General features: G+C 70.0%; 19 protein-coding genes. 7 read left to right on the forward strand and 12 right to left on the reverse strand.

Going from position 1 to position 21,908, the window contains the following annotated elements; all coding sequences use genetic code 11:
* Positions 1-8: 8 nt before the first annotated feature.
* The 3 genes from KME78_RS22995 to KME78_RS23005 all read right to left on the reverse strand — a co-directional run bounded on the left by KME78_RS22995 (position 9) and on the right by KME78_RS23005 (position 3,580).
* Positions 9-1,319 carry an MFS transporter gene (locus tag KME78_RS22995; RefSeq protein WP_219531171.1) on the reverse strand — a complete coding sequence of 437 codons (1,311 nt, stop codon included), beginning with the start codon at positions 1,317-1,319 and terminating at the stop codon, positions 9-11.
* A gap of 141 nt (positions 1,320-1,460) precedes the next feature.
* Complete coding sequence (locus KME78_RS23000) at positions 1,461-2,348, reverse strand: intradiol ring-cleavage dioxygenase (protein ID WP_219531172.1); 888 nt, start codon at positions 2,346-2,348, stop codon at positions 1,461-1,463.
* A 35-nt stretch (positions 2,349-2,383) separates the two neighbouring features.
* Positions 2,384-3,580, reverse strand: a complete 1,197-nt coding sequence (locus KME78_RS23005; RefSeq protein ID WP_219531173.1) for an FAD-dependent monooxygenase — start codon at positions 3,578-3,580, stop codon at positions 2,384-2,386.
* A gap of 99 nt (positions 3,581-3,679) precedes the next feature.
* Between KME78_RS23005 and ligA the strand changes: the two genes are divergently transcribed.
* Positions 3,680-5,755, forward strand: a complete 2,076-nt coding sequence (gene ligA, locus KME78_RS23010) for an NAD-dependent DNA ligase LigA (RefSeq protein WP_219531174.1) — start codon at positions 3,680-3,682, stop codon at positions 5,753-5,755.
* Between the two features lie 41 nt (positions 5,756-5,796).
* Here ligA and KME78_RS23015 read toward each other — a convergent pair whose 3' ends face one another.
* Positions 5,797-7,080, reverse strand: coding sequence for an MFS transporter (locus KME78_RS23015; RefSeq protein ID WP_219531175.1), 1,284 nt, complete (start codon positions 7,078-7,080; stop codon positions 5,797-5,799).
* Positions 7,077-7,637 carry a winged helix-turn-helix domain-containing protein gene (locus KME78_RS23020; protein WP_219531176.1) on the reverse strand — a complete coding sequence of 187 codons (561 nt, stop codon included), beginning with the start codon at positions 7,635-7,637 and terminating at the stop codon, positions 7,077-7,079. The genes KME78_RS23015 and KME78_RS23020 overlap by 4 nt, the downstream gene beginning before the upstream one ends.
* Positions 7,638-7,847: 210 nt before the next feature.
* Between KME78_RS23020 and KME78_RS23025 the strand changes: the two genes are divergently transcribed.
* Both KME78_RS23025 and KME78_RS23030 read left to right on the forward strand, forming a co-directional pair.
* Positions 7,848-8,186, forward strand: coding sequence for a YciI family protein (locus KME78_RS23025; RefSeq protein ID WP_219531177.1), 339 nt, complete (start codon positions 7,848-7,850; stop codon positions 8,184-8,186).
* The gene (locus KME78_RS23030; protein WP_246651583.1) at positions 8,183-9,469 is read left to right on the forward strand and encodes an RNA polymerase sigma factor; all 1,287 of its coding nucleotides are present in this window, start codon (positions 8,183-8,185) and stop codon (positions 9,467-9,469) included. The genes KME78_RS23025 and KME78_RS23030 overlap by 4 nt, the downstream gene beginning before the upstream one ends.
* Before the next feature lie 343 nt (positions 9,470-9,812).
* On the opposite strand, the gene KME78_RS23035 is transcribed toward KME78_RS23030, so the two are convergent.
* Positions 9,813-10,022, reverse strand: a complete 210-nt coding sequence (locus KME78_RS23035) for a hypothetical protein (RefSeq protein ID WP_219531178.1) — start codon at positions 10,020-10,022, stop codon at positions 9,813-9,815.
* Between the two features lie 137 nt (positions 10,023-10,159).
* Between KME78_RS23035 and KME78_RS23040 the strand changes: the two genes are divergently transcribed.
* Complete coding sequence (locus KME78_RS23040) at positions 10,160-10,456, forward strand: hypothetical protein (RefSeq protein WP_246651584.1); 297 nt, start codon at positions 10,160-10,162, stop codon at positions 10,454-10,456.
* Between the two features lie 183 nt (positions 10,457-10,639).
* Here KME78_RS23040 and KME78_RS23045 read toward each other — a convergent pair whose 3' ends face one another.
* On the reverse strand, positions 10,640-11,125 hold the full coding sequence (locus KME78_RS23045) for a GNAT family N-acetyltransferase (RefSeq protein ID WP_219531179.1): 486 nt from the start codon (positions 11,123-11,125) through the stop codon (positions 10,640-10,642).
* Between the two features lie 192 nt (positions 11,126-11,317).
* On the opposite strand from KME78_RS23045, the gene KME78_RS23050 reads away from it, so the two are divergent.
* Positions 11,318-13,612 (forward strand): glycosyl hydrolase family 28 protein, encoded by a 2,295-nt coding sequence (locus KME78_RS23050; RefSeq protein WP_219531180.1) that lies wholly within the window; start codon positions 11,318-11,320, stop codon positions 13,610-13,612.
* Between the two features lie 225 nt (positions 13,613-13,837).
* Complete coding sequence (locus tag KME78_RS23055; protein ID WP_219531181.1) at positions 13,838-17,644, forward strand: S8 family serine peptidase; 3,807 nt, start codon at positions 13,838-13,840, stop codon at positions 17,642-17,644.
* Positions 17,645-17,694: 50 nt separating this feature from the next.
* On the opposite strand, the gene KME78_RS23060 is transcribed toward KME78_RS23055, so the two are convergent.
* From KME78_RS23060 to KME78_RS23080, 5 genes are all read right to left on the reverse strand, one after another.
* Positions 17,695-18,783, reverse strand: coding sequence for a WD40 repeat domain-containing protein (locus tag KME78_RS23060; RefSeq protein WP_219531182.1), 1,089 nt, complete (start codon positions 18,781-18,783; stop codon positions 17,695-17,697).
* Positions 18,780-19,265, reverse strand: coding sequence for a SigE family RNA polymerase sigma factor (locus tag KME78_RS23065; RefSeq protein ID WP_219531183.1), 486 nt, complete (start codon positions 19,263-19,265; stop codon positions 18,780-18,782). Before KME78_RS23065 ends, KME78_RS23060 begins: the two co-directional genes overlap by 4 nt.
* A gap of 80 nt (positions 19,266-19,345) precedes the next feature.
* Positions 19,346-19,759, reverse strand: coding sequence for a winged helix-turn-helix domain-containing protein (locus tag KME78_RS23070; RefSeq protein ID WP_219531184.1), 414 nt, complete (start codon positions 19,757-19,759; stop codon positions 19,346-19,348).
* Entirely contained in the window at positions 19,756-20,625 is an 870-nt protein-coding gene (locus KME78_RS23075) for a sugar nucleotide-binding protein (protein WP_219531185.1), read from the reverse strand. Before KME78_RS23075 ends, KME78_RS23070 begins: the two co-directional genes overlap by 4 nt.
* Positions 20,626-20,665: 40 nt before the next feature.
* The gene (locus KME78_RS23080; RefSeq protein WP_219531186.1) at positions 20,666-21,031 is read right to left on the reverse strand and encodes a DUF5997 family protein; all 366 of its coding nucleotides are present in this window, start codon (positions 21,029-21,031) and stop codon (positions 20,666-20,668) included.
* 54 nt (positions 21,032-21,085) lie between these two features.
* Here KME78_RS23080 and KME78_RS23085 point away from each other — a divergent pair, with 54 nt between their 5' ends.
* Positions 21,086-21,829: a LysR family substrate-binding domain-containing protein gene (locus KME78_RS23085; protein WP_308127095.1), complete on the forward strand. Its 744-nt coding sequence runs from the start codon at positions 21,086-21,088 to the stop codon at positions 21,827-21,829.
* The last annotated feature ends 79 nt before the right edge of the window (positions 21,830-21,908 follow it).

Here is a 21,908-nt window from a genome sequence, read left to right on the forward strand (position 1 = left end):
CGGGATCCTCAGACACGGGCGTCGGCCAGGCTGCCGACGAGCGAGACGCCGACCTTGCGCGTGTAACACCACCAGGTCAGCGTGAAGCAGGCCACGTAGAAGAGGCCGAACCCGACGAACGCGGTGGCCGGGCTGCCCGTCTGGGCGAACGACATGCCGAACGCCCGGTTGATGAAGAACCCGCCGAGCGCCCCGACCGCGGAGATGATCCCGATGGCCGCGGACGCCTGCCGCTTGCCGTACATCAGGGCCTCCTCGCCGGCGCCGCGCTCGGCAACGGCCTTGGCCTGGAAGATCGCCGGGATCATCCGGTAGGTGGAGCCGTTGCCGATGCCCGCGGTGATGAAGAGCACCTGGAAGGACAGGAAGAACAGCCAGAAGTTGCCCGAGGTGCTGGCGAGCCAGATCAGGACCACTCCGACGCCCATGCCGGCGAAGTTCCACAGGGTCACCGGCGCCCCGCCCTTCTTGTCGGCGAGCCAGCCGCCCACCGGCCTGATCAGCGAGCCGAGCAGCGGGCCGACGAACGCCACCGCCGCCCACGGCGAGCCGGGGAACAGGCTCTTGGCCAGCAGCGGGAAGGCCGTCGAGTAGCCGATGAACGAGCCGAAGGTGCCGATGTACAGGAACGACATGATCCACGTCTGCGCCCGCCCGGCCACCGCCAGCTGCTCGCGCGGCTTGGCCTTGGCCACGGCCAGGTTGTCCATGAAGAACCAGGCGCAGACGGCGGCCACGACGACCAGCGGCACCCAGAACCAGCCCGCGGCGGCCAGCCCGAACCCGCCGATCACCAGCGGCATGACCAGTTGCACGGAGCTGACCCCGATGTTGCCGCCGGCCGCGTTCAGCCCGAGCGCCACCCCTTGCCGCGAGCGCGGGTAGAAGTAGGTGATGTTGGCCATGCTGGAGGCGAAGTTGCCGCCGCCGACCCCGGCCAGCGCCGCGATCACCAGGAACATCCAGTAGGGGGTGCCCGGGTCGCTGACCGCCAGCCCGAGCAGCACCGTGGGGATGACCAGCAGCAACGCGCTGACCGTGGTGAACGTGGCGCCGCCGAACCTGGCCGGGCCGAACGTGTAGGGGACGCGCAGCACGGAGCCGACGAGGTTGGGCAGCGCCACCAGCCAGAAGAGCTGGTCGGTGGAGAAGTCGTAGGCGCCCATCTTGGCGGCCACGATGCTGAGCAGCGTCCACACCGTGAACCCGAGGTGCTCGGCCAGGATCGAGAAGACGAGATTGCGCCGGGCGATCCGCTTGCCGGTGCCTTCCCAGAAGGTCTTGTCGTCGGGGTGCCAATCGGCGATCCAGCGCGCCATCGTTCCTCCTACATTCGGTGGCGAGGACTCGAATGTAGGAATCTCGGGTTACGCACTTTGACGATCCGTGGCTGTGCGTTCGTTACATGTAACTCACTGGTGTAACGAGCAATCAACATGTGTCACGGTGGAAACCTGCCGTTAATCCAGGCTTCCTCCCGTGGAGGCGGCGCGCAGCAAGGCGACGTCGAAGTGGACGGTGCGGAACGGGCTGGGCAGTCCGGCCTCGGCCGCGCGCGCCTCGTCGTCGACGAGCGGGAATCGCCGGATCAGGCTCTCCTTGACACCGAAGACGGCATCGGAGTCCAGATAGGGGCTGTCGTCGACGAACAGGTGCGTGGTGACCGGGCGGTATCCCGGAGCGGTGACGATGAAGTGCACGTGCGCCGGCCGGTACGGGTGCCGGCCGGTCGCGGCCAGGAGCTCGCCCACCGGCCCGTCGTCGGGGATCGGGTAATAGCGGGGCACGATCGTCCGGAACCAGAACCTGCCGTCCTCGTCTGAGGTGAACAGCCCGCGCAGGTTCAGCTCGGGCTGCACGCCCGGCTGCTGCACGTCGTAGAAGCCATCGGCGTTGGCCTGCCACACGTCGACCAGCGCGCCGGCCAGCGGTTCGCCGTCGGGGCCTGTGACCTGGCCGGTGACCAGGCACGGCTCCCCCTTGCCGTCCAGCGCGATGTTCTCACCCAGTTCGCGTGGCGGTGACTCGACCATGTGGAACGGACCGAGCACCGTCGACTCCGTCGAGGTGCCTCCGCTGCGATGGTTGATCGTCTCTACCAGCATCGAGACGCCCAGCACGTCGGAGAGCAGCACGAACTCCTGCCGCGCGGCGTCGCACTTCTGCCCGGTCCGGGTGAGGAAGTCGATGCCCGCGCCCCACTCCTCCTCGGTCAGCTCCGTCTCTCTCACGAAGGCATGCAGATGCCGCACCAGTGCGGTCAGCACGTCCCGCAACCGCGGGTCCGCCGTGCCGGCGAAGCTCTCAGCGACCACGTGCGCCGATCGTTCCTCACTGAACAGCTCCATGCGCGCACTCCTCGTCGTCCTGTCCGGTCGCGGCATCAGACCGATGCCGCGCTCACTTCCGCCTCGGCGTCGTAGGCGTAGATCCACCCATTGGCGACCAGCGGATCCGCGTCCGCGAGCGCCGCGTCCCGGGCTTCCTGCTCAGGCCCGTCCGGCAGGTGGTTGACGTGGGCCCGGGCGTGGCTGACCTCCTGCAGCCGCGCGGTGCGTGCGATCCGGAGCGACTCGTAGCGACGCAGCGCGTCTACGGGGGCCTGCGGGTCCTGCGCGATGCAACGGGCCAGGACCGCGGCGTCCTCGATGGACTGCGCGGCGCCCTGGGCGAAGAAAGGGAACATCGGGTGCGCGGCGTCGCCCAGGAGGGTGAGTGGACCGTGACTCCAGCGTTCGAGCGGCCTGCGGTCGAGCAGCGCCCATCGGCCCGGTGTGCCGGCTGCCTGGATCAGCTCCCGCAGGCGCGGGTCCCAGTCCGCGAACTCGGCGAGGAACTCCGCCACGGTCGCGGTGGCGCTCCATGACTCGGCCGTGCCGTCGCCGGCCGGGGCGATCGCCACGAGGTTGACCACGGCTCCGCCGCGGATGGGGTAGTGCACCAGGTGGTGGTCCGGGCCGAGCCACAGCGTCTGGGCCCGGCGGCGGGCGAAGGCGGGCGCGTGCTCGGCCGGCACGAGGGCGCGGAAGGCGCAGATTCCCGAAGAGGTCGCCGGTGTGGGAGTGGTGACCGCGCCCCGCACCGTCGAGTGGACGCCGTCGGCGCCGATCACGACGTCGGCCTCGGCCGAGGTTCCGTCGGCGAAGGCCACTACCGCGCGATCGGCGCGTACCGTGACGGAGGTGCAGCGTCTCCCCAGCCGGACCGCGCCCGAAGGGACCGCGGAGCTGATCGCGTCCAGGAGGTCGGCCCGGTGCACGGTGTAGGTACGTTCCCCGTACAGACGCTCGCATGCGCCGACCAGGTCCTCCGCCGACAAGACCCGCCCGTCCTCCCACCGGCGGAACTCCCACCCCACCTCCAGCGGGACCGCATGCTCCGTCAACCGGTCCATCGCGCCCAGCCGGCGCAGCAGGCGTACCGCGTTGGGCGCCAGGACGAGCCCGGCGCCGACCTCCCTCAGTTCGGGGGCCTGCTCATAGACGACACTCGGGATACCCGCGCGGTGCAGGAAGGCGGCGGCGGCGAGGCCACCGATGCCGCCACCGACGATCGCGACGCGGACAGGCGATGCGCTCATGCGGTGATCATGTGCCAACGGCTCGGAGAGGGCAACCGCGTCATGCTCCAGCCCAGTTGACAGGACGGAAGTGTCGGTGGGACTCGACATGATGGAGCCATGACCGAGACACCTCCCATCACCGCGCTGTCCGACGACACGGCCTACGCCGAAGCCGTGCAGTTGGCCGTCGACGCGGCCGCCGCCTACTACGCCGACGGCACCTCGACGCTCGACGACGACGCCTATGACCGGCTGGTCCGGGGCATTCAGGCGTACGAGCAGGCGCACCCCGAGTCGGTGCTGCCGTCCTCGCCGACCGGCAAGGTGGCCGGCGGGGCGGTGACGGGCGACGTGCCGCACACGGTGCCGATGCTCAGTCTGGACAACGTCTTCGGCCCCGAGCAGCTCGCGGACTGGGCGGCGGGGCTGGAGCGCAGGCTCGGCAGGCCCGTGACGGCGTGGAGTGTGGAGCCGAAGCTCGACGGGCTGGCCATCTCGGCGCGCTACCGCAACGGGCGGCTGGCCCAGCTGGTCACGCGGGGCGACGGCACCGCGGGCGAGGATGTCTCCCACGCCATCGGCACCATCGTCGGCCTGCCCGAGCGGCTGGCCGAGCCGTTCACGGTCGAGCTGCGCGGTGAGGTGATGATGACCGCCTCGCAGTTCGAGGACGCCTGTGCCAAGCGGCAGGCGCACGACGGCACCACGTTCGCCAATCCGCGCAGCGCGGCGGCGGGCACGCTGCGGGCACAGGACCGGCCGTACGTGTGCGAGCTGACGTTCTTCGGCTACGGCGCGCTGCCCCACCCCGACGACGCCTCCGAGCCGGCGGTCCGGCTGCGCGAGCTGCCGCACAGCGAGATCATGCACTGGGTCACCGCGCAGGGCGTGCAGACCACGGCCGCCACGCCGGTCGCCGGCATCGTCGCCGACACCCTCGATCGGGTGCAGGAGCGCGTGAACGAAATCGCGGCCGCCCGCGCCACGTTGCCGTTCGGCATCGACGGCATCGTCATCAAGTGCGACCTGGCCGCCGACCAGGCCCAGGCCGGGTTCAGCTCGCGCGCGCCGCGCTGGGCGACGGCCTACAAGCTGCCCGCCACCGAGAAGATCACCAAGTTGCTGGCCGTGGAGTGGAACACCGGACGCACCGGCATCATCGCCCCGCGGGCCGTGCTGGAGCCGGTCGAGCTCGACGGCAGCACCGTCACCTACGCCACTCTGCACAATCCCGCCGACATCGCGCGGCGTGGCTTGATGCTCGGCGACAGCGTCACCGTCTACAAGGCCGGCGACGTCATCCCGCGGGTCGAGGCGCCGGTGGTGCATCTGCGCACGGGTGCGGAGCAGCCGATCGAGATCCCGGCGGCCTGCCCGTCCTGTGGCGACGCGATCGACAGCTCGCAGGAGCGGTGGCGGTGCGTGCGCGGGCGTCAGTGCCGCGCGATCGCCTCCATCGTCTACGCCGCGGGCCGCGACCAGCTCGACATCGAGGGACTGGCCGAGAACCGCATCAAGCAGATGCTGGACGCGGGCCTCATCGCCGACTTCGCCGACCTGTTCTTCCTGACCCGCGAGCAGCTGCTCGACCTGGAGCGCATGGGCGAGACCAGCACCGACAACCTGCTCGCGGCCTTCGAGCGGGCCAAGGGCCAGCCGCTCAGCCGGGTGTTCTGCGCACTCGGCGTACGCGGCACCGGTCGGTCCATGAGCCGCCGCATCGCCCGGCACTTCGGCAGCATGGACGCCATCCGCCTGGCCGACGCCGAGGCGATCCAGGCGGTCGAGGGCATCGGCCCGGAGAAGGCCCCGGTGGTGGTGGCGGAGCTGGTCGAGCTCGCCGCCCTCATCGACAAGCTGGTCAAGGCCGGCGTCACCATGACGGAGCCGGGCTGGACACCACCCGCCGAGCCCGGTGCCACGGAGGCCGACGGCGGGTCCGAGCTGCCGCTGGCCGGGATGTCCGTCGTGGTCACCGGCGCGATGAGCGGAGCGCTGGAGGCGCTGAGCCGCAACCAGATGAACGAGCTGATCGAGCGGGCGGGCGGCAAGGCGTCCTCCAGCGTCTCGGCCAAGACGTCGCTGCTGGTGGCCGGGGAGAAGGCCGGGTCCAAGCGGGCCAAGGCCGAGAGCCTGGGCGTGCGGGTCGTCACCCCTGAGGAGTTCGCCGGCCTTGTCGGCCCGTTCATCTGATCGAAGTCGGCCTGTTCATCTGATCGAAGCGGCACGCGAGGTCAGACCCGCGCGACCGAGCCGGCCTGCGCGTCCATCCGGCCGGTGGGCAGGTCGCGCAGGCGGCGCAGCGGGCTCGCCAGCAGGATGAGGCCGCTCAGCGCGAAGACGCCCAGCATCACCCACAGGCCGGCGCGCACGGAGAACGCCTCGGCCAGCGTGCCCGCCAGCAGGGCGCCGAGCGGGATGGCGCCGAAGTTGACCACCTGGATGCTGGTGCTCACCCTGCCCATCAGCTCGCCGGGCACGTACGACTGCGTGAACCCGCTGAAGATCACGTTCCCGGCGACGATCCCCCCGATGATCGTGATGCTGGCCGCCACGAACAGCACCAGCCCGACGCCACGATCCGCGCACGCGATCAACAGCCCCAGCGGCGCCAGACCAGCTTTGCCGAGCAGGACGGCCCGCGCGCTGCCCAGCCGGGCCGCCAGCGGCCGGGCCGCGAAGGCCCCGGCGACGCCGCCCGCGCTGGTGGCCGCGAGCAGCACGCCGGTCGTGCCCGCGGACAGGCCGATGTCGCCGACCAGGAAGACCACGAGCAGCGACTGGTAGCCGGTCAGCGCCAGGTTGGCCACACAGCCGTAGAGCATGTTGCCGCGCAGCAGCGGATCGCCCACCACCGTACGCAGCCCGTCCCTGATCTCGCTGCGCAGCCGCCGCCGGGGCCGCGGCTCGACGATCTCGACGTGCCTGACGCGCATCAGGCAGAGCGCCGAGACGGCGAAGCTCACCGCGTCCACCACCAGACCGCCGAGGGCGGAGGCGAACTGGGCGAGGAGCCCGGCGACGCCCGGCCCGGTCAGGTTGGCCACCTGCTCGCTGCCCTGCAGCTTCGCGTTGGCCTCCAGCAGATCGCGACCCTCGACCAGCGACGGCAGGTACGCCCGGTAGGCGGTCGCGAAGAACACCTTCGCCGTCCCCGCGACCAGCGCGACCGCGACGAGCTGGCCGATGGTCAGGACGCCGAGCAGGGCCGCGGCCGGCACGCTGAGGAAGGCCGCCATCGACACCCAGTCGGCGGCGAGCATCACCCTGCGCCGGGAGAGCCGGTCGACCCAGGCCCCCGCGGGCAGGCCGACCAGCAGCCACGGTAACCAGACGGCCGCCGCCAGCACACTGACGGCGAACGCGGAGGCGTGCAGCACGGTCACCGCCACCAGGGGCAGCGCGACACCGGTGACGGCGCTGCCCAGGCTGCTGGCGCTCTCGCCGATCCACAGCAGCCGGAAGTCACGCTCCCGGAGCAGGCCGAACCTGGGCTTGGTGAGCGTCTCGGCCGTCATGGCTGCCCCGGGACGCCGCGGGCGAAGGTGAAGACGGTGGCGCGTTCCTGACCGTCGTCAGGGATGTCACGCTCGGCCCATTTGTCCATGACGGCGATGATCTCGGCGGCGAACTGCGCCAGCTCGTCGTCGGTCGCCTGGATCCAGGTCTCGGTGGAGAACGGGCCGCGCTGCCAGCGTTCCTGCTCGGACTGGGGCTGGTCGGCCCAGCGGCGTACGTGGCCGACCTGCCGTTCGAGGTTGAGCGACTCCAGGGCGCGGGCGATGGCCTCGCCCGCCGCGTCCTCGGCGAAGTCCGCGGAGGACCAGCAGAGCTTCTCCGAAGTGCGCCGCCACCAGCGCTCGCGCCGGTCGCGGGCCAGCTCGGGCGCCTCCTCTATCAGGCCGGCGGCGGCCAGGGCACGCAGGTGGTGGCTGACGTTGCCCACCGCCTCGCCCGTCCGCTGGGCGAGCGCGCTCGCGGTGCCGGCGCCATCGAGCTTCAACAGGTCGAGCAGGCGCCGGCGCACCGGATGCGCCATGGCTGCGAGCACCCTGGAGTCGGTGATCTGGGACATGACGCCACCCTAAATCCACAAGAGTTGTTGTGCAACATCTCTTGTGCTTTAACGTCTGAGGGTTTTTCCAGCTCGCCTGTCGATCCAGGCCATCGCGGTTCGTGTAAGGGGTAGGACGCCGGCACGAGGCCGGCGCCGGACCAGGCAGGAGCTAGCCATGACAATTGTCGTGACCAGCAGCGCGACGACCACCACCGTGAGGCAGGCGTGATGACCGAGTACCTGCTCAGCGTGTACCAGCCGGACGGGCCCCCACCGCCTCCGCCGGTCCTCGACAAGATCATGGGCGACCTGGAAACGCTCAACCAGGAGCTGCGGGCCGCCGGCGCGTGGGTGTTCAGCGTGGGCCTGTATCCGCCGAGCACGGCCACCGTGGTCCGCGCCGGGGATGGCGACGTGCTGATGACCGACGGCCCCTTCACCGAAGGCAAGGAACACGTCGGCGGCTTCACCGTCATCGAGGCCCCGGACCTGGACGCGGCGCTGTCCTGGGCCGGCAGGATGGCCCACGCCACCACCCTGCCCATCGAGGTCCGCCCGATCCGATGACACCCGACCCGACGACGCCCGTCCCGATGACGCCGGATCCGATGACGCCGGATGTCGAGGGCGTGTTCCGCACGGAGTACGGGCGCGCCGTGTCAGTCCTGGTCCGCGTCTTCGGCGACATCGACCTCGCCGAAGAGGCGGTCCAGGACGCCTTCAGCGAGGCGGTCAAGCGGTGGCCGTCCACCGGCCCCCCGCCCAGCCCCGCCGGTTGGATCATCACCACCGCCCGGCACCGGGCCGTCGACCGGCTGCGCCGCGAGGCGACCCGCGACCGCCGTCACGCCGAGGCCGCCCTGCTGCACGCCCGCGACGAACCGGCCGAGGAGGGCCCCGTGCGCGACGACCGGCTCCGTCTGATCTTCACCTGCTGCCACCCCGCGCTGGCCACCGCCGCCCAGGTCGCGCTCACCCTGCGGCTGCTCGGCGGCCTGTCCACCGCGGAGATCGCGCACGCCTTCCTGGTCCCCGAGCCGACCATGGCCCAGCGCCTGGTCCGCGCCAAAGGCAAGATCCGCGACGCCCGCATCCCCTACCGCGTGCCCGCCGACGCCGACCTCCCGGCCCGGCTGCGGTCCGTGCTGGCCGTGGTGTATCTGATCTTCAACGAGGGCTACACCGCGAGCTCCGGCGACCGGCTGACCCGCGAGGACCTCGCCGCCGAGGCGATCCGGCTGGGCCGCCTGCTGGCCGCGCTGATGCCCGACGAACCCGAGGTCCTCGGGCTGCTCGCGCTGATGCTGCTGATCGAGTCGCGGCGGGCCACCCGGACCACCCCGGACGGCGACCTGGTGCTCCTGGCCGACCAGGACCGGTCCCGCTGGGAGCACTCCCTGATCGCGGAAGGCCAGGCCCTCGTCCGGGCTTGCCTGCGGCGCGGCCGGCCCGGCCCGTACCAGATCCAGGCGGCGATCAATGCGGTGCACAGCGACGCGCCGTCAGCCGCCGCCACGGATTGGGGGCAGATCCTCCAGTTGTACGACCAGCTGATGGTGCTGACGCCGAGCCCGGTGGTCGCGTTGAACCGGGCGGTGGCGGTGGCCGAGGTCAACGGCCCGTCGGCGGCACTGGCCTTGGTGGACACACTCGACCTGGACGATTTCTACCTGTATCACGCGATCCGCGCGGACCTGCTCCGCCGCCTGGGCCGTGGCGCGGAGGCGGCACTGGCGTATGAGGCGGCCATCGCGCGCAGCGGCAACGCGGCCGAACGCGCTTTCCTGCGCCGCGCGGCTCTGGTGGTGGCTCCCCCGCCGGACCGACCTGCGGGACCGCCTCCGCCCTAGCGGTGGCTCCCGCACCGGACCAACCTGCGGGACCGCCTCCGCCCTAGCAGTGGCTCCCGCACCGGACCAACCTGCGGGACCGCCTCCGCCCAAGCGGGGATTTTCCGGGAGGCCACGCCCGGCGATGCGCCGTAACGGCGCCGAGCCCCGTGCGGGTCAGCGGCCGTCCCCCTGGAGGCCATCGGCCACGTACGGCGGATGGCGCCGACCAGGCGGTGCCGTACAAGAAAGATCAAAGGTACGGAGTACGGAGATCAGGTCGCGATGCGGACGAAGTGACCACGGCGGGTGGGGAGTGCGGAGAGCACATGGCCTCGCAGCGGAAGTGATCACGGTATGGAGATCACGTCGCCACGTGGACGAAGTGACCACGGCGGGTGGGGAGGACGGTGGCGCACGCTTCGGGCTCGTCGAGCCCGTCGAGCAGGATCGCGGCGAGCTGGCGGCGCTGGGAGCTGGTCAAGGTCATGGGCAGCACGATGGGCATCAGCTCGATGGCGTCGCCGGGCAACTCACGGACATGGCAAGGCAGGAGGAGAGAGGTGTGAAGCACTCCCCCACTATCGCAGCCGCCACCGACAGATCATGGCGACTTGGTCTCACCGAGACCTGAGCGAAGCCGCTCCGACTCCCGCCGGACACGATTACCGCTCCTGACCTCGGGTAACAGCACCAGGACAAGGGGGAATCATGATCAGAATGCTCCACAAAATGGGCATCAAGTCCGGCCATATGTACACGGCCGGCGCCGTGTCGATCGCCGCGTCCATCGCGTCCTGGATGATGTCGAGGAACTACGAGATGGCCGGCGTCGACCGGGCGGACCGTTGGGGGATCTTCGTCGGCCAGTGGGCGCCCACGTTCTTCGCGCTGGGGGTCGCGCTCCGCATAGAGGAGACGCACGCGGACGTCGAGGAGCAGCCGAAGACCGAGATGTTCGACCGCGCGTCCGGCGGCGTCCGCGAACGGGCGCCCGCCGGCACCTGATTACGGGACGCGGACGCGCAGCAAGCCGGACACACGCCGGGACTCAGCGAACAACCGCAGACCGGCCCGCAGTGAACCGACCGCAGGCCGACAAACTGCACGCCCGGCCCGGAGCGAACCGACCGCAGGCCGCCTCTCATAGACGCGGCCTGCGGCCCGCGCCCGAGAGAGGCCGCCAGAGGTCTAACGCGCTTCGGCGGAAGACTCCGCCAGGCGCTTGAGCGGCTCGTCGGTCAGCCTGAACATCGTCCACTCGTCGAGCGGCACGGCGCCGAGCTTGCGGTAGAACCCGATGGCCGGTTCGTTCCAGTCGAGCACCGACCATTCGAGCCGGTGATAGCCGCGTTCGGCGCAGATCCGGGCCAGCTCGGCCAGCAACGCCTTGCCGTAGCCGGAGCCACGCATGCCGGGACGGACGTACAGGTCCTCCAGATAGATCCCGTGCGTCCCCCTCCAGGTGGAGAAGCTGAGGAACCACACCGCGAAGCCGGCCACCTCACCGTCGTGTTCGACGACGTGCGCGAACACGGCGGGCTCGGCGCCGAAGAGCACCTCGCTCAGTTGCTCCTCGGTGGCCCGTACCTCGTGCGCGGCCTTCTCGTACTCGGCCAGCTCGTGCACGAGCTGGAGCATCGCGGGGACATCGTCAATGGTGGCGCGGCGAATCATGGATGTCAGCGTAATGCGGGGTTGCAAATCCCAGAACCGGTTGCAGTCATTCCGGCGCCGATAGACCCGATCTTTTTTGCGCAATAACCCCTCGATCTGGATGTTTCCAAATCCTATCCCTTGTCACATCCGACCTTTGAGCCTAGCTTGAGCGTCAGGTCTGCAACCGACTGTTAGGCAGGAGCACCCCCCATGAGCGAATCCGCCTTAGCAAGAGCAGCCTCCTGGGTTGCCGCCGTCGTTCTGGCGATCTTCTCGATCGTCGTGCCCGCCCAGTCCGCGGGGGCACTGGCGGTGTTCAACGTCAAGGACTACGGAGCGACAGGCAACGGCTCCACGAACGACACCGCGGCCATCAACGCGGCGATCACGGCGGCGAACAGCGCCGGCGGCGGGACCGTGCAGTTCCCGTCGGGCACCTACAAGTCCGCCAATTCCATCCACATGAAGAGCAACGTCACCATCCAGCTCGACAGCGGCTCCACCATCATGGGCGCGTCCAACGACGACTACGACGCCCCGGAGTCGAACCCGAACGACGACTATCAGGACTACGGGCACAGCCACTTCCACAACGCCATGATCTGGGGCGACCGCCTCACCAACATCGGGTTCGTCGGCACGGGCACCATCGACGGCGGCGGCAACCTCATCACCGGCAACCCAGGCTCCGGCGAGGCCGACAAGATCATCTCGCTCACCCGCTGTGACGGGCTGACGGTCAGCGGCATCCGCCTGCGGCGCGGCGGCCACTTCGCGATGCTCACCAACGCCTGCAACAACATCACCTCGGACAACCTGCGGATCGACACGGCCAGCGACCGTGACGGCTGGAACGTCATCAGCGCGCAGAACGTCACGATCCGCAACGCGAACATCGCGGCCAACGACGACGCCCTCGCCTTCAAGAGCGACTGGGCACTGGGCCAGACCTATGCGAACGGGAACGTCACCGTCACCGACGCCAACCTGTCGGCCGAGTGCTGCAACGCGCTGATGTTCGGCTCGGAGACCTGCGGTAACTTCACCGGCTACCACTTCGAGCGCATCTCCATCAACGGCTCGAACAAGTCGGGTCTCGGCATGGTGTCGATGGACGGCACGGTCATCTCCGATGTCCACTACAAGGACATCACGATGACGAACGTACGGGCGGCGATCACCGAGAAGATCGGCACCCGCCGACGCTGCGGCAACAGTCCGGGCGTCGGCCGGATCGAGAACATCACGTACGAGAACGTCACCTCCTCCGGCCAGAGCGGCAACAACTTCACCGCCACCCTGTGGGGCGAGTCGAACACCAGCAACCGGATCCGCAACGTCACGTTCACCAACGTCGACCTGACCGTCCCCGGCGGCAACGGCTGCATGGGCACCGGCGTGCCGAGCAACGACGCGAGCAACTACAACCCCAACAGCATCGGCACCCGGCCCGCGTACGGCTGGTACATCCACAACGCGCACGACATCAAGTTCGTCGACAGCTCGGTCCAGTTCAACTCCAACGACTGCCGCCCCGCGGTGATCGCCAACACGGGCAGCACGGTGACGTTCGACCGGTTCACGGCCGAGCGGGGCAGCAACAGCCCGAACGACATGGTCTTCCAGACGATCACCGGCTACTGCGTCCAGAACAGCCAGAACACCGCGGGTGGCGCCCTGCGCGTCAGTGCCACCGGTTCCACAGACACCTGCACGCCGGGCAACCCCGGCACCGACTTCCTGGAGGCCGAGGACGCCACGATCTCCCAGGGCGTCGTGGAGTCCAACCACGCGGGCTTCAGCGGCACCGGCTTCGTCAACGGCGACAACGTCGTCGGCAGCTACGTGCAGTGGAGCGCGCCGGCGGAGCAGGCGGGCAACGCCACGCTGACCTTCCGCTACGCCAACGGCACCACGACCAACCGGCCGATGGACATCACGGTCAACGGGGTTCTCGTGGCCGACGAGCTCGCCTTCCCGCCGACTGGGGCCTGGACCACCTGGCAGTCCGTGACGGTGACCGCGCCGTTGAACGCGGGCGCCAACACCGTACGGGCCACCTCAACCACGGCCGGCGGCGGCCCGAACCTCGACTACCTCGACACCGCCGCGGCCGGGCCCGCCCCCACGGAGTACCAGGCGGAGAACGCGACGATCTCCCAGGGCGTGGTCGAGTCCAACCACGCGGGCTTCACCGGCACCGGCTTCGTGAACTACGACAACGTGGTCGGCAGCTACGTCGAGTTCGCGGTGACGGCCGCCCAGGCGGGCAACGCCACGGTGGTCCTGCGCTTCGCGAACGGCACCACGGCCAACCGGCCGATGGACATCACGGTCAACGGCGTTCTGGTCTCGGACGAGCTCGCCTTCCCCGCCACCGGCGCGTGGACGACCTGGAGCACCGCCACCGTGACCGTCCCGCTCAACGCGGGCGCCAACGTGATCCGTACGACCTCGACCACGGCCGGCGGCGGCCCCAACCTGGACCGGATCTCCGTCGCCTGAGCCTGCCGCCGTTCTGACCGCCGCCCCGCCCTCTCTGGCGGGGCGGCGGGACATCCGCGCCCCCAACCCGGTGCCCGGCTCCGGCGGCACGATATAAAGATCACCACGGCAAGCGTCGGGGCGTCGTTTGGGAGCGCTCCCGTAACCGATCGGGATGGACCAAACGCTGGCGACCCGAGGGGAGGCCCCGCGACGTGCCCGCCAACGAACGGGAGGACCTCCCCTTTGTTCCACAACCGCATCGCCGCGGTGTTCACCGGTGTGGCACTCGTGCTCTGCACCACAGCCACACCCAGCTCGGCGACTCCCCCCACCCCAACGGACGAACCGCTCAAGCCCGGCACCATCACCCTGATCACCGGTGACGAAGTCGACATCACGCCGGGCGTGAACGGCGGGCCGCCGATATTAGCCACCCGGGCCGCGCCCAGGCCTGGCGGCGAGACGGTGACGTTCGCGACGCTGCCCGACCGCGACGGTGGCACCCTGGTCATCCCGTCCGACGCCGCCGACCTGGTGGCCGCGGGCACCCTCGACGACGAACTGTTCGACGTCGAGACCCTCGTTCGGGAGCACCGCGCCCAGGCGATCCCGCTGATCGTCACGTACGGCGGCGACCCCGGCGAGGCGGCCGTCACGAAGGCCGCCGAGGCCCTGCCCGGCACCGAGCGCACCCGCACGCTCGACGTCATCGACGGCGCGGCCGTGACGGTGAAGACCGCCGAGACCGGCAAGCTGTGGTCGGCCCTCCAGCCCCAGGCCACCGGACTGAAGGCGAACCGGCCGGCCAAGATCTGGCTCGACCGGCGCGTCAAGGCGTCCCTGGACCAGAGCGTCCCGCTCATCGGCGGCCCCACCGCGTGGCAGAAGGGCTTCGACGGCGCCGGCACCAAGGTCGCGGTCCTCGACACCGGCATCGACGCCGGGCACCCCGACTTCACCGGCCGCATCCTCGCCACCGAGAACTTCTCCACCACCCCGGACACCACCGACGTGGTCGGCCACGGCACCCACGTCGCCTCCACCATCGCCGGCTCCGGCGCCGCCTCCGACGGCAAGTACCGGGGAGTCGCGCCCGCCGCGTCGCTGCTCGTCGGCAAGGTGCTCGACAACGACGGCTACGGCGAGTTGTCCTGGCTGATCGCGGGCATGGAGTGGGCCTCGGCCCAGGGCGCCGACGTGGTGAACATGAGCCTCGGCGTGTGCTGCGGCGACGGCACGGACCCGACGAGCCAGGCGGTCAACGAGCTGACCAGGAAGTACGGCACGCTGTTCGTCGCCGCCGCGGGTAACGAGGGCGAGCCCCAGACGGTGAGCGTCCCCGCCGCCGCCGACAAGGCGCTCGCCGTCGGCGCGGTGGACAAGATCACCGGTACGACCCTGGCCCCGTTCTCCAGCATCGGCCCCCGGCTGGACGACGCCGCGGTCAAGCCGAACATCGTGGCCCCCGGCGTCAGCATCGTCGCCGCCCGCTCCGGCGCCTCCGGGCAGCCGTCCATCCCGGGCAACGACCGCTACACCTCCTTCAGCGGCACCTCGATGGCCACGCCGCACGTCGCGGGCGCCGCGGCGGTACTGGCCCAGCAGCATCCCGGCTGGAACGCCGACGAGCTGAGCGCCGCCCTGGTCTCCACCTCGGCCCGCAACGAGAAGCACAACTGGTTCGAGGAGGGCGGCGGCCGGCTGGACCTGGGGCGCGCGGTCACGCAGAGCGTCTTCGCCGACCCGGTCGTCGACTTCCTCCGCCTCGAACGGGGCAAGGGCACCGTCACCAAGAAGGTCACATACCGCAACACCGGCCCCGAACCCATCACGCTCGCCCTGAAAGCCGACACCCGGGCCTGGAGCGGCGGCCCCACCCCGGCGGGGGCGATCCGCCTGGGCGCGGAGACCGTCACCGTCCCCGCGAACGGCACCGCCACGGTCGACCTCACCGTGAACCCGGCCCTGGGCCCCGAGGGCGCCTACGGCGGCTGGGTCACCGCGACAGCGGGCGAGTCCCGCCTGGCCACACCCTTCAGCTACTACACCGGCCCGGACACGCACCTGCTGAAGATCTCGCTGACCAACTCCTACGGGGCCAAGGAGTTCTCCTCCCGTCCCGGTCAGGGCGGGCGGCTCGGGCCGCTGGTCTACATCGTCCCGTTGCGGCGGAGCAACAGCCCGGATGATCCGTTCCATCCGTACGCGTACTACTACGGCCGGCTCGACCTGACCGGGAACGGCGAGCAGTACCTGCCGGACGGCGACTACGAGGTGATCGCCGTCGCGAACGAGACCTACATGAGGACCCGCACCTCCCTGGTCATCGGCAACGTGACCCTGAAGGCCGACCAGACCCTCGAGCTGGACGCCCGCGACACCGTGCCGCTCAAGCCGTCCTCGCGCGAGGCCATGGACGCCGAGGGCAAGGTCCAGTACGTCCGGACCTTCACCGACCGGCCCTCGCCCATCTCGATCACGGCGAGCACCGAGAACGGCCGGCACGTGGACCTGTACGCCACGCCGGTGTCGTCGGTCAAGGCGGGCACGATGCGCCTGTCGCACATGTGGCAGCTGGAGCCGGGCGTGCTGGCCACCGCCACGGCGGGCAGGCTCACCCTTGACCCGTCGTACGAGGTCGACACAGTGCGCTCGATCATCACCAAGCCCACTGCCTATCCCGTCGTCTACGCCGGCCAGGGCAGGCCGCAGGACTTCGCGGGCCTCGACGTCACCGGCAAGCTGGTCCTGGCAGGGGTGCCCCTCGGCACCGGCGCGACGCCGTACAGCGACGCGACCCCGCGGATGGACGAGGCGTCCGCGCTGGCCAGGCAGGGCGGCGCCGCCGGGTTCATCGGGTTCTACGACGCCGACGGGGCCGGGACGCGGCTGCCCGGGTTCGCCGACACCAGGTTCCTGCGGTTCGGGCTGGACGCGGCGCAGGGCCGTGCCCTGCGGGACACAGTCCGGCGGGGTACGAACTCGCTGCGGCTCACCCCGTACACCGGAGAATCCACCTACTACCGGCTGCGCTATGACGAACAGGGGAAGATCCCCCGCAAGCCGGCGAAGCTGGACCGCGACCGGCTGGCCCGCGTCGACACCCGCTACCACGCCGACCAGCCGAACACCCAGGGACACCTGCTGGTGACGACGTCGGCCGGTGCGTCCGCGCTGTCGTTCGGCCAGTGGGTGACGATGCCGTTCGAACGCACCGAGTACTACGGCCCGGCCGGTGACGACGTGCTCTGGTCGCGCTCGGTCGGCAACCAGGGTCTGGAGCTCACGTCGCAGGACACGTTCGCGCGGGCGGGCCGTACGGACGAGGACTGGTTCAAGGCTCCGCTGGTGCCCGGCGCGGCCGCCCTGCCGGCCCGATACCCGGTGACGGTGCCGTGCGCGCTGTGCCGGGACGGCGACCGGTTCGTGCCCGCCGAGCAGTGGCTGGACTCGGACCCGCGCCATTACAGCGCGCTGAGCACGGTCTCCTCCGCCCCTCATCTCACGGCGGGCGGCACCGAGATCCCGGTGAAGGGCTGGGGCCCCCGCTCGTTCACCGTGCCCGCGGGCCCGTCGGCGTACCGGCTGGACGCGGTGGACACCAGCTACCGGCCGCTGTCGCCGAAGGTGACCACCGGCTGGCAATTCGCCTCCCCGGGGATCCCTTCAAGCACGCCGCGCGGCTACTCCTGCTCCTTCGGCCCGGCCTGCGCGTTCCAACCCGCTTTGGTGCTCAAGTACGACCTGCCGCTGGACCTGCTCAACCGGGCCCCGTCCGGCCGACCTTTCACCTTCGAACTGACCGCCCGCCCGGCTTCGGCTTCGGCTTCGTCAGCCCGGTCGGCCAGGGTGGAGTACTCCGTCGACGACGGCACCACCTGGCGCCCGGCCGCGAACGTCCGCAAGCTCGGCGAGGGCCGCTTCAAAGTGAGTGTCCTCCACCCGGCACTGGCCGCCACCAGCGGTTTCGTGTCGTTGCGGGTCAATGCTGAGGACAAGAGGGGCGGCATGGTCACCCAGACCGTCGACCGCGCCTACGCGCTGAAGTAACCCTTCGGCCACGGGGCGCTCGCGCGCCCCGTGGCCGCCTCCTCACTGGATCAATGCACCATGCCGGGCACGGCGTACTGTCCTTCCGCGTGGAGCGGGAACAACTTCCGAGCCTGCCCCGACAGCACATTCACCGCGTAGGCCACTGCCGAGGCACCGCTCCCGGGCGACTCCGCGACGGCGATCAGAGTGACCTCATCGGCGGTCAACCAACCGCCCAGCTTGGCCGGCAGCATGTTTCCCGGAAGGCCGGTCACCGGCACCCGCGCCTGCATGCCCCCGGTGATGGCGTCGAAGGTGACGATCGTTCCGTCTCTCTGCACCCTGGGCTCCCCACGGCCCAGCCACTGCCCCACGCGAACGAGCCTGCGGCCATCAGGGTTCAGAGCGCTGAAATCGTAGGTGAAGGTGGGGACCATGACCGGCTTATGGCCACGTACCCAGACCTGGGTGGTCTTGTCGGACGCCTTGGCCAGCACCACCGGACCGTCACCATCTGCCACGCTCACCGGCCACCAGCCACTGTCCAGCTGCTCCACCTCCCCCTTTTCGAGATCCACCAGCATGTTCGGCGCACGCCGACCACCCCAACCGGAGACGATGAACCGCAGCCCGTTGGGCGACATCCGCAGGGTGTACTCAACGGCGAAGTCCTGCTTCGGCTGCTTCAGCGGCGCCTTCCAGATCTGGCCGCTGGCCAGGTCACGCACCATGATCGCGCGGTCCTTCGCGCTGTAGTAGGCGATCCGGCGACCGTCAGCCGTGGCCTCCACCGGCCCCGGCCCCTCGGGCATCTGGAAGGTCTCGCCGCGTCGGGTCACGATGCGCCACCCGCTCTCCTTGCACCCACCCCGGCAGAACGGCCGATAGGCCTGCTCCACCGGCGCGACCCCCTTGCCCGGCAGCGGCAGCGCCTTGGTCTCCGGCGGTGTGAGAACGACCGGCGGCGTCGGCCGTACCTCTTGCTGGAGACGTATGACGGAGCCGCCGGCGATCCCGACGACCACCACGGCGGCGGCCGCCAGCGACAGGCGGACCACGCGGTTACGGCGGCGCGCTCCCCTGATCGCCACATCGGCCAGGTCGACGTAGGGCGCGTGGTCCGCCAGGTCCTGCAGATCCTCGCGGAGCGTGTTCATCGGTCCACCTCCTGTGGGGTGAGCGCACGCAGCTTCGACAGCGCGTAATGCGTCTGGCTCTTGACCGTGCCTAGCGACGTGCCCATGAGCTGGGCGGTCTCGTGTTCGGTGTGATCTTCGTAGTAACGCAGTACGATCACCGTCCGCTGTTTCGGGGTGAGCTGGGCGAGCGCGTGCAGCAAGGCGAGCCGCCGCACGGTCGCCTCGTCGTGCGACTGACCGACCTCCGGCAACTCGGCTCCCGGCAGCTCGACCCGCTTGCGTCTGCGCCACGAGATGTTCTGGTTGACCAGGGCCTTCCGGGCGTACGCCTCGGGATTGCCGCCCTTGGCGAGCTTGGCCCAGTGTGAGGCGACGCGGGTGAGGACCGTCTGCAACAGATCCTCGGCGAGGTGGGTGTCTCCGGTGAGCAGGTACGCCGTCCGCATCAGCGATTGCTGGCGGGCCCGCACGAACTCGTGGAACCCCTCAAAACGGTCCATGTACTAAAGAACTCCGGGGAAGACCCCTGGGTTGGAAACAGGCTCAAGAACGTGACCGCTCGCGAAGAGTCGGCGTCGGCTCAGAGCTCCGGCCCGCGGATCTCGACCTTGTCGGCAGGCAGCACCGCGACCCTGCCACTCGCCTTTTCCAGCACGAACACGGCGGCTTCTGGGTCGAGGCCGAGCCGCTCGCTCTCCTGCTCGCTCGCCACCCGGAAGATGCCGCAGTCCCCCGGCTCGATCATCACGACGGTGATGTCGTCCGATCCGAGACGTACCACGGTGCCCCAGTTCGGCACCGTGGTGACGTAACCACTGTCCCGCAGATGATTGATCGCCTCGAGGATGGTGCTCCGAACCACGCCATACTCGCTCTCAAGCTCCGCGACGCGCGGCAGGCGGTGGCGAGGCAGCCATTCGCCGGACTCGATACGCTCGCGGAGGGACGCCGCGACCTGCAGATATACCGGCTGCTCGCCCTTGGGATCGATCACGATCCCACGTTAGGGCATGACCCGCGCCCGACCGCGTTCGACGGACCGTCACCCAGAAATTGCCGGGCGCCGCGCAACTTGGTCCGAAGCCGCCGCTGAGTCATGGCGCAGTCCAAGCGCACGTCCAGAGGGCCGGGCAACCTGGTGTCCGCCCGCCGGCCTGACCGCAAATGGTCCGCGTCGAGGCCATCGCGGCGGGCGATGAGCAACCCCAGCTCGTACCGGCTCACCGCATCGGCTCCGGCGACGTGGTGGACGCCGCGATAATCGGATGCGGCGAGTTCCAAGAGCGCCGCGGCAAGGTCGGCCACATGCACGGGACACCGCACGTCATCGGTGAACAGCACTCCTCTCGCGCTGCCCGTGGCCAGTGCATGCACGAGGGCCTCGTGCGGGGAGTCACCGTCGCCAATGATCAAGGATGTCCGGGCTGTCACCGCGGCCGGCACGATCGCGTTCACCGCTGTCTCGGCGGCGGCTTTGGCCGCGCCGTACGGGCTGATCGGGTCAGGGACGCACGTCTCGTCATAGCGAATCGCGGCGCCGGAGAAGACCGCGTCGCTGGACACATGGACGAGGCGTCCACCTGTGGTGGAGATGGCGAGGGCCACGTTCGCGGCGCCGATCGCCGTTGTCGCCCAGTCGGTCTGCCGGTAGGCGGCGTTGATGACCACCTCTGGCCGGAACGCGCTGATCAGCGCATCGACGTCCGCTCGTCGGCGCACGTCGAGCGGCAACCACTCGACGCCGGCGGTCTCCCCCGATCGGGTCAGGTACGTGGCAGCGACCTCGTGTCCTGCCAGCGAACACTGTCGAGCGAGCTCGCCGCCGAGCAGGCCGCTACCGCCGACGATGAGGGTTCTCATGGCCGGTCACCATAGTTGATCAGCCGTGTCGCAGGTGGGCCTAGCGCTGCTTGAGGCGGAGTGCTTCCTTGCGGGTCTCGGCCTGGACGGACCGCTCGTGCTCCAGCCACGCCGGGTTCTCCGCCTTCAGCGCGTCGATCTCAGCGGTGGTGAGCGGTTCGGTGACCCCGCCTCTGGTCAGGCCGGAAATGGAGACCCCGAGCTTCGCGGCGACGACCTGCTTGGGGTGCGGGCCGTTGCGGCGCAGGTCAGTGAGCCATTCGGGTGGCGTCGACTGCAGCTCGTTCAACTCGTCCCTGGAGACGACACCCGCCTGGAACTCGGCGGGCGTGGCCGAGAGAAGGACACCCAGCTTCTTGGCCGCGGTCTCAGGCTTCATCGTCTGGATGGTCTTCGGTTTGGACATGGCGCAAAGCGTAGTCAGTCGGAGCGGGTTCACTGACATCGATACCCTGAGGAAGTGACTGATGGGGAGATCGGCGGAGAGTTCCGGCTGGCGTACGTGCCCGGGGTGACACCCGCGAAATGGGTGGGCGTCTGGACCGAGAGGATGCCTGACCTGCCGATCACCCTGGTCGCGGTTCCCGCCGCCGAGGTCGTCGGGCTCCTGCGGGAGGGCGGCGCCGACGCCGGATTCGTCAGGCTGCCGGTCGACCGGGACGGGCTCAGCGTGATCCCTCTCTACGTGGAGACCACGGTGGTCGTGGTGCCCAAGGACCACGCGGTGACCGCCGCCGACGAGGTGACTCTCGCCGACCTGGCCGACGACGAGGTGTTCCATCCGCAGGACGAGACCATCGAGTGGACGGTCCGGCCCGGGGCGCCCGCCTTCACCCGCCCGGCCACGACGGCGAACGCGGTCGAACTGGTGGCGGCCGGCACCGGGCTGCTCCTGGTTCCGCAGTCGCTGGCCCGCCTCCACGACCGCAGGGATCTCACGTACCGGCCGGTGTCCGATGCGCCGCAGTCTCAGGTCGCGCTGGCCTGGCCCACGGACGCGACCACCGACCTGGTGGAAGATTTCATCGGCATCGTACGCGGCCGGACAGCGAACAGCTCGCGAGGCCGTACCCCAGCCGCCTCCCCCGCGGAGCAGCGGACGCAGCGGCAGCCGCAAAAGCCACGAAAAGCCCCGCAGAGTGGCTCCAGCCGCCGGGCCGTGCCGACGACCAGCCGTAAGAAGAAGGGCAACCGCCCTCGGTGACCTGCGGGACTCCAGCAGCAAGGCATGAAAGCGCCGCCACCCGCACCCGCATCCTGGGCGCCAAGCGGATCGTCGGCAG

The sequence above is a fragment of the Nonomuraea guangzhouensis genome, assembly GCF_019396345.1.
GTDB lineage: Bacteria > Actinomycetota > Actinomycetes > Streptosporangiales > Streptosporangiaceae > Nonomuraea > Nonomuraea guangzhouensis.